The sequence below is a fragment of the Roseiconus nitratireducens genome, from assembly GCF_008629675.1.
Classification (GTDB): Bacteria; Planctomycetota; Planctomycetia; order Pirellulales; family Pirellulaceae; genus Stieleria; species Stieleria nitratireducens.
On sequence record NZ_VWOX01000001.1, the window covers coordinates 213,666 to 227,283 of the forward strand.

General features: G+C 60.0%; 8 protein-coding genes. 4 read left to right on the forward strand and 4 right to left on the reverse strand.

The window, feature by feature from the left end:
• Positions 1-11: 11 nt before the first annotated feature.
• A complete protein-coding gene (locus FYK55_RS00775; RefSeq protein ID WP_150074092.1) occupies positions 12-1,970 on the reverse strand; it encodes a RecQ family ATP-dependent DNA helicase in 1,959 nt (652 codons plus the stop codon).
• A gap of 233 nt (positions 1,971-2,203) precedes the next feature.
• Here FYK55_RS00775 and FYK55_RS00780 point away from each other — a divergent pair, with 233 nt between their 5' ends.
• Positions 2,204-3,718, forward strand: a complete 1,515-nt coding sequence (locus FYK55_RS00780; protein ID WP_150074093.1) for a sulfatase family protein — start codon at positions 2,204-2,206, stop codon at positions 3,716-3,718.
• 23 nt (positions 3,719-3,741) lie between these two features.
• Here the strand turns inward: FYK55_RS00780 and FYK55_RS00785 are convergent, their stop codons facing one another.
• A complete protein-coding gene (locus FYK55_RS00785) occupies positions 3,742-4,458 on the reverse strand; it encodes a class I SAM-dependent methyltransferase (protein WP_150074094.1) in 717 nt (238 codons plus the stop codon).
• A gap of 243 nt (positions 4,459-4,701) precedes the next feature.
• Here FYK55_RS00785 and FYK55_RS00790 point away from each other — a divergent pair, with 243 nt between their 5' ends.
• A complete protein-coding gene (locus FYK55_RS00790) occupies positions 4,702-6,480 on the forward strand; it encodes a DUF1549 domain-containing protein (protein WP_150074095.1) in 1,779 nt (592 codons plus the stop codon).
• Between the two features lie 139 nt (positions 6,481-6,619).
• Positions 6,620-7,846 carry a DUF1501 domain-containing protein gene (locus FYK55_RS00795; protein ID WP_315854032.1) on the forward strand — a complete coding sequence of 409 codons (1,227 nt, stop codon included), beginning with the start codon at positions 6,620-6,622 and terminating at the stop codon, positions 7,844-7,846.
• Between the two features lie 89 nt (positions 7,847-7,935).
• Here the strand turns inward: FYK55_RS00795 and FYK55_RS00800 are convergent, their stop codons facing one another.
• Positions 7,936-8,397 (reverse strand): superoxide dismutase [Ni], encoded by a 462-nt coding sequence (locus FYK55_RS00800; RefSeq protein ID WP_150074097.1) that lies wholly within the window; start codon positions 8,395-8,397, stop codon positions 7,936-7,938.
• Positions 8,398-8,680: 283 nt separating this feature from the next.
• Here FYK55_RS00800 and FYK55_RS00805 point away from each other — a divergent pair, with 283 nt between their 5' ends.
• Complete coding sequence (locus tag FYK55_RS00805; protein ID WP_150074590.1) at positions 8,681-10,708, forward strand: NAD(+) synthase; 2,028 nt, start codon at positions 8,681-8,683, stop codon at positions 10,706-10,708.
• Between the two features lie 292 nt (positions 10,709-11,000).
• Here FYK55_RS00805 and FYK55_RS00810 read toward each other — a convergent pair whose 3' ends face one another.
• Complete coding sequence (locus tag FYK55_RS00810) at positions 11,001-13,340, reverse strand: alkaline phosphatase D family protein (RefSeq protein ID WP_150074098.1); 2,340 nt, start codon at positions 13,338-13,340, stop codon at positions 11,001-11,003.
• Positions 13,341-13,618: the final 278 nt, after the last annotated feature.

Here is a 13,618-nt window from a genome sequence, read left to right on the forward strand (position 1 = left end):
AAACGCCGCTGTCAGTTAGAAACTTGGCGGAGCACTTCACTGAACGGGATTTGGTCACAGACGCCGAAGCTTGGATGTCGCGACAGACGCGAACGTGACATTTGAGGTGACGACAGCCCGCACAAAAACCGAGCCCGCTGTCGGGCCGTGGTGAAGTGATCCGGAAACTCGCGGCAGACCTGTTCCAAGGCGCGGCGAACTCCATCACCGATCGGGCCCGCGATGACCGGCGGAATCTCCAGCGGCCCTTCACCGATGCAGAAGCTGCAGTGTCCACAATTCTCGGGCATCGGTTCGCCAAAATGACGGGCCAATTGTTGCGCCTGGCAGCTCTCGGCCCGAGCGACCTGGTACACGTCGTCCAGCCGACTGATCTCGGATGATTCCCGCGAGACGATTCGTTGGTAGTACTCATCGGCCTGCAGTTTCGGGTTGTCCAACCGCCGAACCCAACGGTACCCGTGCACCAGATCGCTGACCTTGACCTCGACCCAACGCTGGGCCGCCATGAAATCGATCGCCTTGACGATCCGTCGACGGGGTTGGCCGAGGGTCTTGGCCGCCGCAACGGTGTTCAGCAGAAACCATTTGCGCCCCTTCGTCAGTTGGCCCAACACGCCCGCCAGGAATTGGCGACGCTCGCCGTCAAAGTTCTTCAAGATCGCTTGCGATGTCACCAGGGGATGGATCCTGTACGTCTCGTAGCGGGGAGACGTCGCGCGGAGATGCCCGTCTAATTCCAGGTACGTCAATAAGGTTCGGACCACCAGGATTCGGATATCGGTTTCGAAAGAGAGCTTGTAATGCGACAGGTGAAATTCATCGCTTTGTCCATGGACCAAATCGATCAGGCGTCCGACCGAATGTCGGCTGGGAGTGTCTCCGTAAGTGAAATTCTCCAGCACGACGCGATCGTTCGGTTTCAACAAGATTTGGCAAATGGAATCTTTTCCGTCTCGCCCGGCGCGTCCGATTTCTTGGGCGTAGGCTTCCAGCGATTTCGGGGGATTGAAGTGGTAGACGTAGCGGATGTTTGCTTTGTCGATTCCCATCCCGAACGCGATCGTGGCGACGATGATTCCCGCATCCGCGTCCAAAAACCGCTGCTGGATTTCGGCGCGTTGATCGGGATCCATGCCGGCATGGTACGCCAGGGCATCGGTCCCACGCTCGCTCAGTTGGCGTGCCACCGATTCCGCGGTCTTTTGCTGCGAGACATAAACCACCGTGGCACCGGGCGGTCGATCTTGGAGCAATCCGTGAAGCGTTTCAAAGTGATCGGCCGCGGAGACAATGGTGCTGCGCAATTTCAGGTTGGGTCGGTGGAATGGCGTCCGAATCGCATCTTGCGGTTCGATCGAGAAGGCGGCGCGGATGTCATCCAAAACGGCAGGAGTGGCGGTCGCCGTGAGCGCCAGAACACGGTCGGCCTGCAACTCGCCGGCGAGCTCGGCAAGCTTCAGATAGTCGGGGCGGAAATTGTGTCCCCACTGGCTGATGCAATGGGCTTCATCGATCGCGAACAGCGAGACGTCCAGGGAGCCGATGGAGGCGAGGAACCGTTCGTTGAAAAACCGTTCGGGCGCCACGTAGAGCAACTTCACCACGCCGTCGCGGAGCCCCCGCATCGCATCGCGGAACTCTTGGTCGCTGAGCGAAGAATCCAGTCGAACCGCAAGGATGCCGCGGCGCGCGAGCGCGTCGCACTGGTCTTTCATCAATGCGATTAGCGGCGACACGACAATCGTCGTGCCGGACAGGAGCTGGCTGGGCAGCTGGTAGCACAAGCTCTTGCCACCGCCGGTGGGAAAAACGGCGGCCACGTTTTTTCCGGCCAGCAATCGGTCGATCACCTCTCGCTGGCCGTCTCGAAACGACTCCAGGCCGAATCGCTGTTGCAGCACGGCTTGTGGATCAAGTTCATCCCGGCGAGATTCGGAATTCCCCTCCGTTGCAGAATCAGCTTGCATTGCGGACCGCCCCATTTTCGATTCTCCCGCTGCGAAAAGATTGGTGTGACAAATCCCGACGGACTGCTTGGCCGCTGTCGGGCGCCCAGAGGTCCGGCGCCCCGATGTTTGGCGCCCCGAAGTTTGGCGCCCACAGGTTCGGTGCCCCGCTGTTTGACGCCCAGCCGTCTGGTGCTTGTATACTGGGGACCCTCCCCGCCGTTTCCTCCCCGCAAAGCCTTGCAAACTCCTCCATGAAATCAATCCCGCTGCCAACGGTTTTCCGTAGCCTGGTCGCCTTGTCTTGTTTTGTCACCGCATTCGGTTGGTCGGCTCCGAATTCGCCAGTGTTGCATGCCGCATCCCCGAATGTCGTGATCATTTTCATCGACGACATGGGCTACGCCGACATCGGCCCGTTTGGCGCCACCGATTATCCGACACCGAATCTGGACCGGATGGCCTCCGAAGGACGTCGGTTCACCGATTTTGTGGTCTCGTCGGCGGTTTGCAGTGCCTCGCGATCGGCCCTGATGACGGGTTGTTACCACAAGCGTGTGGGGATCTCGGGTGCCCTCGGCCCGAAAGCCGACATCGGCCTCAATCCCGACGAGACCACGATCGCGGAAATCTGTCGCTCGCAGGGATATCGCACGGCAGCGTTCGGCAAATGGCACCTGGGACACAATCCGAAGTTTCTGCCGACCAACCAGGGTTTCGACGAATACTACGGCATCCCTTACAGCAACGACATGTGGCCGTTGCACCCCAACGCGGTAGCCAAACGACGTCAGAATCCTGATGCTGCCATCCCGTGGGCGGAACTGCCGATGATCGAAGACACGCGGGTGGTGATCGACCGGGTTCAGCCCGAAGACCAGCAGCAAATGACGCGGCAGTTCACCGAGCGGGCCGTGGATTTCATCAAGCGGGATTCTGACAAGCCGTTCTTCCTGTACCTGCCGCACCCGATGGTGCACGTCCCGTTGTTCGTTTCCGATGCGTTTCGTGGCAAAAGTGGCAAGGGACTGTTCGGCGACGTGGTGATGGAGGTCGACTGGTCCGTCGGACAGATTCTGGACGCCATCGATGACATCGGTGCCGAGAGAGACACGTTGGTCGTGTTCACCAGCGACAACGGTCCCTGGCTGTCCTACGGCACCCACGCCGGCAAGGCGACGCCCCTGCGAGAGGGCAAAGGGACGATGTTTGAGGGCGGCTACCGTGAGCCCACGTTGATGCGCTGGACCGGGAAGATCCCCGCCGGAACCACCTGCGACACTTTCTGCGGTACCATCGACTTGTTACCGACCGTTGCGGCCATGATCGGCGCCGAACTTTCGGATCGAAAGATTGACGGCCACGACATCCGGCCGTTGATGTTTGATGAACCGGGAGCCAAATCGCCCCACGATGCATTTCCCTGTTACTATCGCGGCGAGCTCTGCGCGGTCCGCAATGAACGCTTCAAACTTGTTTTTCCGCACCAATACCGCACGCTCAAGGGGCATCCCGGTGGCACCGGCGGTCTGCCGATTCCCTATCAGAGTGAAATGGCAAAGAAAGCGTTGTACGACTTGGACGCGGACGTCAGCGAAACAACGGATGTTTCGCAGCAGCACCCGGAGGTGGTCGAAGAGCTGGAAGCTGCGGCGGAAAGATTTCGCCAAGCGCTTGGCGATCGACTGACGAAAACCGAAGGTTCCGAAGTCCGTCCGGCGGGTCGGATGCAGCCCGGTGATGAACGGTTGCCATTGATCTGGGACTAGTCCCACCATCCGACACGCCGTGGTTAGCGGCGCGGAAAGGCGGCCGGTTGGCCATACCAGGGAGGATGAGCTCCGGCACGCACGGCCAACAGGATTGCTTTGCCGTGCTGATGCTCGGGGCCGTGCGTGTAGTCCCACTCCAGTCTTTCTTCGTACCGCAGGATTCTCAGCCGTGCATCTTCTTCGCTGGCCCAACGTGCCAGCTGATTGGGTTGGAAGTAGTGGATCACTTCGGCGGCGGTTTCACTGACCGGGGCATCACTCCCGTTGCCGGGCGGCTGGTCACTTCCGGGATCTTCGGTCGTGTGCACTTCGACGTACAACAAGCCGCCCTGGCGGAGTCCGGCCGTCATCCGTTGCCACAGTTGCCGAGCTTCTTCGGCGGTCAAATGATCCAGCACCGTCGTCGCGCAGATGACGTCGTAGGCGTTGGTCGATAGCGGGTATTGGCAAACGTTTTCGACGACCGTTTCGACGCGTGATGCAACGCCAGCCTCTCGGGCACGCTGGTCGATCCTTTCAGCGCCGCGCGGGCTGAGGTCCACCGCAACGACGTCGTAACCGGCTTTCGCCAACGCCAGAGTGTCGCGGCCGGCGCCCGCACCCAGATCGATGGCTCGGCCGCCCTCCGGCGGAGCGACTTGCTCCAAGTAGGCGGCCAACGGCGCCGAAGGCACATCGCCGTAAGCAAATTCCTCTCGGTCGTAGGCTTCAAAGAAGGGATCGACGGGATTCGGCATGGCATCGTTGGTCGTGATGGCAACAGAGGTCAGGATCGGGCGCCGGAAAGATCTGTCCCGCTGGCGACCGGGAATCCGACGGAAAATCCCCGATGTTTCCCCAAGAATGCCCTGCTGCTGGCGAATGAATCTGGAATCGCCGGGGCAGCCAGCGGCCGTTTGATCCATAATGATCATACCGCTGCCGGCAAATATCGGCTAACCGTGTGGCCAAGATCCTGGGACGATTCCCAACCGAAACTCATGAAAACCAAGTTGATCTTCGTCGCGAAATGGATCTGGTTTGTCGCCGTCGTATTGATCGGCGTGGGGTTCCTGCTGTCCGGGCTGTCCCGGTTGGATGAGACCCAGCCAGTCGGAGCGGACGCCGAGGGCACCCTGACCAATGCGTCGAGCGAGCCCGCCGGAAGTGCCGCTCCGCGGCAGACGGAGTCTGAAACCTCGATCTCCGCTTCGGTCCGATCGTCGGCGGACCCATCGCCGGAGAGTGGTGCAGAATTACTGCCTGCAGATTCGCTGTCCGCAGTGATCCAGCAGGTCAATCGAGCCCGGGCGAACCAGTTGGAGCAGCAGGGGCTGCCAAGCAGCGACACGGCGGATTGGATGGCGGTCTGTCGGCGGATGTCATTGGCGTTGGTCGGTAGCGGGATGTCTTTGGAAGAAATCCGACACTTGCAAAGTTTGCCGGAAGCGACGCGCGAGTCGGTTCATCTGCAGCAACTCTTTGAGGACCCGCGATTTCACCACTATTGGGCCGAGAGATGGACACGGTTTTTGGTCGGTGCCGACGAGGGGCCGTTCGTGGTCTACCGCCGGCGACGGTTTCGTCATTGGCTGGCGGAGCAGATTGCGGCGGGTGAGCCGTACGACAAGATTGTCCGCGAGCTGGTAACCGCGGAAGGGCTTTGGACGGATCAGCCGGAGGTAAATTTCCTGACCGTGACGTTCGACAGCAACGACGGCCAGCCGGATCCGATCCGATTGGCGGCGCGGACCAGTCGGGCATTTCTGGGCATGCGGATCGATTGTCTTCAATGTCACAATGACTTCCTGGGGAACGTCAATTTGGGTGACGTGACGGAGCCGCGTGAAGGTTTGCAATCCGATTTCCATCAGTTGGCTGCCTTTTTCAGCAGCGCCAAGACAAATGGATTGCAAGGCATTCGCACCGGCGATGCCGATTACCACTATCAGTATCTGGATGCGACCGAAGAGACCACGGTAGAACCCGCGGTCCCGTTCGCTCCGGAATTGTTGCCGAAACAGGGCGATGCGAGATCGCAGCTGGCAGGCTGGATCACGCATCCGGAAAACCGGCAATTCGCTCGCGCCGCCGTCGTCCGGTTTTGGGCGTTGATGTTTGGCCGGTCGCCGACCGACGCGGTGGACAACTTGCCGTTGGATGAACCACTGCCACCCATGCTGCGCCCAATCGTCGACGACTTTCAAGTTCACCGAGACATCCGTCGAACGCTGGAGATCATTGCACGCAGCGATGCATTTCGTCTTTCCAGCCGCGCCCCCTTCGACGTCACCGGCGAGCACGAAGACGCTTTTGCCGTGTTTCCGCTGACACGTTTGCGGGCCGAGCAGGTGGCCGGGGCGATCGCTCAGGCGGCACGGGTCAAGTCCGTCGACCGCGAATCGTCTTTCCTGGTCCAGTTGATGAAATACGGTTCCATCAATGACTTCTTGAAACGCTACGGCGACCTGGGGGAGAACGAGTTCAGCCAAGATGCGATCACGATTCCACAACGCCTGGTCATGCTGAACGGAAAAATGTTGCGTGAATCGTCGGAAACGAATCCCGTTCTGAATGCCACCGGCCACATCAATCTGTTCGCCCGCGAGAACGGTCAAGCCATCGAGACGGTGTACCTGTGCGTGCTGAATCGATTTCCCAGCGATGCCGAGAGGCAGCATTTTCTGGAACGTTGGGAGGGAACGGAACAGCGAGGCCAGGCGATCGAGGATTTGTTTTGGACGCTGGCCAATACCACCGAGTTTGCTTGGAATCATTGACGGCTTCGCTTGGACTTACTGACTGCCCTGATCAAGTTGCTTGAACCTAAAGACGATGCACAAGATCCCTTCCCTCTGCGATTCCCACGCTCACCTTTCACGTCGGACGCTGCTTGGAGCCGGAGCTGGCGCTGGGCTGATGTCCGCGTTGGCCCAGCGGTTGGCCTGGGCCGAGCAATCGGGTGTGACCGAATCGGGACGTCCAAAAAGTGTCATTCTGTTGTGGTTGGAAGGGGGCCCCAGCCAATTGGAAACGTTTGATCCTCACGCCGGGACGTCGATCGGCGGTGACGTCGCCGCCATCGGTACCAGCGTTGCCGGCTTGGAAGTTGCCGACACGCTTCCCCAGGTCGCCGAACGGATGCACCTGGGGTCGCTGGTGCGCAGTGTCACCGGCAAGGAAGGAGATCATGAGCGGGCCATCTACAACGTGAAGACCGGTTACCGTCCTGATCCGACGCTGGTGCATCCGTCGATCGGAGCCATTCTTTGCCATGAGTTCCCGGAGTCGCTGGAGATACCTCGCCACATCTCGATCTCGCCCCAAAATTCTCCGGGTCGCGGCGGCTACCTCGGTCCGACGTACGATGCGTTCAAGATTGACGACCCCAAATCGCCCGTGCCGGACCTTAAGGCGTCCGTTCAGGGGGATCGGCAACAGCGGCGTCTGCAGGATCTGGAATGGATCGAGAGCCGATTTCGTCGGGGAAGGTTGAGGGACCTGGATCAAAATCGCACGCTCCACGAAACGTCGACTCAGGCCGCCTTGCGGATGATGACCAGCGAGCAAGTCAAAGCATTCGATGTTTCCAATGAACCGCAGCAGGTGCTGGATCGCTTCGGGGACTCGGCGTTCGGCCGAGGTTGCCTGGCAGCGACTCGCTTGATTCAGGCCGGCGTGCGGTGCGTCGAAGTCACCCTGGGCGGATGGGATTCGCACATCACCAATCACTCCTTACAGTCGGCACGCTGTGAGATCCTTGATCCTGCCCTGGCCGCGTTGTTGGACCGGCTGGAGGAGGAAGATCTGTTGGCGACCACGTTAGTCGTTTGTGGCGGAGAGTTCGGGCGGACGCCGCAGATCAATCCGGCGGAGGGACGCGATCACTGGCCACACGGGTTTTCGACCTTCTTGGCCGGATGCGGCATCCGACGGGGCGGCGTGTTCGGCGCGACTTCGCCGACGCCAAAACTTGATTCGGAAAACCCATTGGTGGACCTGCAGAATCCCGTCACCGTCGCGGACTTGCACGCGACGATTTTGTCTGCGGTCGGCGTTCCCTATGACGAAGAGCTGGCAACGCCGATCGGTCGGCCCCTCAAACGCAGCGAGGGCTCACCAATCGTGCAGATCATGGATTCGTAGGGAGGAAAAGGGGACGGAGGTCAATAGCCGGAACGGCCCATCGGGTGCTTCGCACGATTCACCCCCGTCCCCTTTTCCGGATTCTTCTTCTAGTGGGAATGTTCGAAGGCCGGTTCTTTGCCTTCGTACGCGCGGTAGAAATCAAAGATCGCTTTTTCCAAGTCTTCCGCGGTGGCCGGATCGGCAGACTGTTTGCACTTCATCGCGGCGACCATGACCTTGTGCGCTGCCATCAGCGACTTTTGGTAGTTGTCCGCGTCCGGTTTGATCCGCTGCGCCATGAAGTACGACGCGATCGTCTCTTGAATCATGGTTGCGTGATCTTCCTTGGTCGTCACCCAGCGGACCGACTGATTGACTGCTTGAGCAGTGACCTTTCCTTCGGAAAGCTCATTGATCTGAAGCTGGGCCTTCGAGATCGTGTGCTCATCTTCAAGCATCTTTTCAAACCGCATTTGATCACCATAAATCCCGCAGGGAACTTGGCAATGTGCCATGGCGATGGAGGCGGTCACGAGCATTGCGAGCGTGGCAGTTAGCATTCGATTCATGGCTGTTTTCTTCTTCTGAGGGCGTCTGGCATAGGTGAGGGTCCGATTGAGTTTCGCGACGCGCGTTCACTTTCATCCGCGTCGCGAGCACCGTTCGGAGGAATCCGATTATAACGGTGATGCCGATTCGGCGGCACCGGGCGGTGGAGCGTGCGATTCTTTGCTTCGGCGATATAATGGCGATGCGCGTGCGGTCACCGCCAAGCGACGTGTCGCGGTGGTCCGATCTCGTCCCCTGCTGTCCTGCGGTCGCGGCCGAACGGGGGCCGATCGTGGTGACCGCATGCCCGATGGACGCATCAACACTCTTGGATCGATCAACTTGTTTGAACACGGAATCTTTCGCATTCAGGCGTCCGCCCCGCCCACCGTCGTCGCCAATCCGGTCGCGAATACCGATGCGGTCATCGAACATTTGAACCGTAGCGTGGCGGATCTGCTGGTGCTGCCGGAGCTGGGGCTGACCGGTTACACCTGCGGCGACTTGTTTGGCAGCGACGCTTTGCTCCGCGGGGCCGTCGAGGGACTGCTGCGAATTGCGAGGGCATCCGAAGGGGCACGTCCAGCCGTGGTGATCGGTTTGCCCCTGGTCGTCAACGGATCTTTGATGAATGTGGCGGCCGTTGTCGCGGACGGTGAGATTGCCGGCATCGTCCCCAAGACGTTCCTGCCGACTTACCGCGAGTTCTACGAGGGGCGGCACTTTCGCGGATCTGGCGCCGCGGATCCGGAGACCGTGACGATCGCTGGCGACGAGATTCCGTTTGGGACGGATCTGTTGTTCGCTTACGGCGAGGCGGTCCTTGCCGTGGAGATCTGCGAAGACTTTTGGACTCCGCTGCCACCGAGTAGTAGCGCGGCGGTTGCAGGTGCGAACGTGCTGATCAATCTGTCCGCCAGCAACGAAACCATTGGCAAGGCGGAATGGCGTCGCGACCTGGTCCGGTCTCAATCCGGACGTTGCATTGCCGCTTATGCGTACGTTTCGGCAGGCCCGGGCGAATCGACTTCGGACCTGGTTTTCGGCGGGCACTGCTTGATCGCCGAAAACGGAACGCTGCTGGGCCAGTCTCGCCGGATCGGCGACGGTCTGGAACCCGAGTGGGTCGCCGAGACCTCCGTCTGTTGTGACGTCGATTTGCAGCGTTTGGCCCATGATCGTCGCGTCATCGGATCGTTTGATGACGTCGCGGAGCATTTGGAGCTGGACTACCGCCGGGTCGATTTATTCGAGGGTGCATCGGCGCGACCGGTTTCCGTCCCGTTGGCCCGATATGTTGATGCGCACCCGTTCGTGCCATCGGAGTCCGGCGAATTAGCGGCCCGTTGTGGAGAGATTCTCGCCCTGCAGACTGCCGGTTTGGTCAAGCGATTGAGCTGTCTTTCCAAGGAAACAGCTTTAGCGATCGGGGTCTCGGGAGGCTTGGACAGCACCTTGGCTCTGTTGGTCGCCGTGCGGGCATGTGATGCGGCTGGATGGCCGCGGACCAGCATTCATGGCATCACGATGCCGGGCTTCGGGACCACGGCCCATACCCGCACCAGTGCCGATCGGTTGATCGAAGCGACGGAGATCACGGGAGATTGCATCGATATTCGCCAACTTTGTTTGGACACGTTTCGGTCGCTGGAGCATGATCCGCTGGGCATCCCTTTGCCGGATGACGTGACGGTTGAAACGCTGCAAAGCCAGCTGAATGATCTGCCTGACGACGCGGCGGATTTGACGTTTGAGAACGTCCAGGCTCGGATCCGCACGATGTTGTTAATGAATCGTGGGTTCGTCCTGGGAACCGGCGACATGAGCGAGCAGGCGCTCGGTTGGTCGACGTACAACGCCGATCACATGTCGATGTACAACGTCAACACGTCCGTCCCCAAGACCTTGGTGCGATTCCTTGTCCGCTACGCGGCGGATCATTTCTTTGACGGCGAGTTGACCGACCTGCTGCACCGTGTTGCCGATACCCCGATTTCACCTGAATTGCTGCCGCCATCCAGCGACGGAGAGATTCGTCAAAGCACCGAAAGCACGCTCGGTGCCTACGAGCTTCACGATTTTTTCTTGTTCCACTTCGTTCGCAACGGATTCACCCGCGACAAGATTCTGTTCTTGGCTTCCCAGGCGGCGTTTGACGAAACGTATTCACCCGCGACGATCGAACAGACGCTGGATACCTTCATCAAACGTTTCTTCCACAACCAGTTCAAAAGAAACTGCGTTCCCGATGGCCCCAAAGTGGGTTCGGTCAGCCTGTCGCCGCGGGGAGACTGGCGGATGCCCAGCGACGCCGATCCGGGAGCGTTTTGAGTCGGGGCGGCCGGCATCCCCTGGTTCCAAGGCTCCCGCCTTGGAACCGGCTGTCTCGCAGGCTCCGCCTGCCGACTCGCCGGTTCCGCCGAGATGCCTCGACCGCACTGTTCCATCGCTACGCTAGAACGTTCCGGGATTCCGTTCCTGGTTCCAAGGCTCCCGCCTTGGAACCGGATGTCTCGCAGGCTTTGCCTGCCGACTCGCCGGTTCCGCCAAGCTGCTTCGTCCGCATTCGTCGGTGACTCGCCGATCGGGGAACACGCGGAATCGCAACCCGCTCGAACACGCGTCATCCCAGCCGGTTTTGGCCGGCGTTCTCATCCTGGTAAATCACCACGGGCCAACCGGGAAACTGATGGTCCGGGTGGTCCTCGGTGGCGTCGATCAGGAATCGATAGGAATTGATCGTGAACGTTTTTGCTTCGGTGTCGATCACGACCAAACCGAATCCGCTGGCCTTTTGATGTGCCCGCTCGTAGCGGTTCTTCTTGGAGGCGACTTCCGGATTCCCAACGGCGTAGACATACACCAGATTGCCCAAGCCGTCGCGATACTCGCCGGTGTTCGGTAGGCCGTGTTTGGGACGATGCTGGTGAGGCATTCCGACTTCGTCCGGTCGCCACCAACGGGGATAGCCGGCGGCGATCGCCGGCGTGCAGAACGACCAGAACGAATCGCGTTGCTTTTCAACGCCGTACTGAACCAGGGAAGTCAAGTGCTGGTCACCGTTGATGTGCAACGGTTTGCCGGGGCGGGCGATCTCGATTGCCCGATTGCGAGGCGTTTGGGGCCATCCACCGCAATCCAGGTCCGCGACCAGGTAACCGTTGTATCCTCCGTGATGCGTGGCGACACCGGCGAACACGGTCTGGCTGAGCAGTACCTTCATCGAGTGGCCTCGCCAATCAGAAGCCCAGTCTTTCAAGAACTTCTCCTGGCGTTCCCCCAACAGTACCAGTCCGGGTTCATCCAGTTTGAGCGGGTCGATGTCGGGGTCCCTGAGGTGGTCCGCCCGCCCGGAGCCGGTGTCCACGCGGTTGGGGCCGCTTTTCCATTGGCGGTCAGCGATGACGGCGAAACTGACCCCGCCGTAAACCATGTCGCCGTAGTAGACGCTGATGTCCTGTTTGACCGGGGTCGGATCGTAAGGATCCGGGTGGTGACCGCAGTTGGTGCGGTGAACGACATTCACCATCCGTGCCGGCTCGATGTATCCGCCGTTGGATGACGCTCCGCCCGATTCAATGTCCATCGGCGCACCGCCCTCGCCCCAGATGTTGCCCTGGAAGACGTCGTGGTCATCAGGCAAGCAGAGCGTGGGGCGGTCTTTGATCGCTTCCCGGAAGGCCCAGCCGAACTGGTAGTACTTGCGCAAATAGTTCAGGATGGCTGGTCCGGCGGGCCGCCGAATCAAACCGTAACCGCCATGGTTCTCGTACAGCTGGTCCCCGGAGAAGTAAAGCATGTCCGGATCCAACCGTACCAGATTGTTGGCCACGGGTTCATAGGGAAACGCGTAGTCGTTCTGGCAAGTCAGCGCGCCCAGACGCAGCGGGCGTCCGGTCGGATTGGACCGAATGGTCCCCTGCCAATGCGTCACCGTTTCTTTTCCGCTGGGATGTTGTTCGCGGTAGGTCACTCGGTACGGCGTGTCGGAAGTCGCGTCCCATTGGGGGACGCGAAACGTGGCGGTCCAGGCGTCCGGATCCAGTTCTTGCTTGCCCAACGGTTGCCACTGGCCGTCACGCTCAATCTCCAATTCGACATCGTGGTTGTCGGATTCTCCCAGCGGGCCGGTCAATGCGGTGAGCTTCATCACGAAGCCTTCCTCGCCGCGCGAGTCGCTTAGCGAATACATGGACCACAGGATCGGTCCGAATTCGCGACGTTGATCGACCTCAAACGCATCCCCGCTGACCGACCAATCACGAAAACGATAGCGAGCTCCTTGGCCTTTCTTCAGCTGCGTGTCGAAATTGTTGACAATCGCAATGTTCCCGAGCAGCCCATCGGCGGCCACCTGCGCGGTCAGTTCACCCAGCTTCTGCCCCGACGCGTCGTGTGCGGTGAGTGTCAGTTCACAACCGTCCCCCGCCGGGCGGCCGGACAGGGTCAGACGCAAGTTTTCGGGATGATCGGCGCCTTCGATCGCTTGCGTTTTGCGATTGATCATCAACGATCCATTTCGAAGCCCGGCTTTCACACCACTTTTCGCAAAGACGTTGCTGCGGTATTCGTTCAAGTCACTTTTCACACCGACTTTGAACCCCACGCCGTCGTCCTTGCCCGCAACCTGGATCTGCGTGACCACGACACTGGTTTGGAATCCCTTGGTCGGGTCGACCAATTGATGCGTGATCAGATGGACGTTGCGATCACCCCCGCTGGTCAAACACTCCGCGGCACCGTCGCGAATCACCCAGTCCTCCATCGGATTGGCCCAGCAGTTCCCCGCCAACCAGACACGGTCGTGCGTGTCCGACCAATTGACCGAGGGTTCAAATTGCGAGGAGTCGGAGGATTCGGCAGCCTGGCAACTTGTCGACTGAGCTGATTCGGAAAGTCCCATCAGGGCACCGCTGGCGCCCAGAGTTTTGAGAGCGGAACGGCGGGGGAACTGGTTGGACATGAAACACTGGGGGTGTTCGGGAAAGAAGCGATCACCTCTCCATTGTAAGCGGACGAGCCCGCCGGCCGGACAGGTGTCCAAGCAAATCACTTCACCGTCCAGCTCGGAGGTCGTGCCGTATTACTTCCCCCGTTCGTTTCAAGGAGGGTCGAGCGCCAGTTTCCGTAGTTTCCGTAGGTCATGCTGTGCATGACACCAGGGTTTCATGAACCGCCGACTGCTGACGGTGACCCCAACAGCATGGCCTGCCGCTGGTTCTGAACGACCCGGTGCGACCC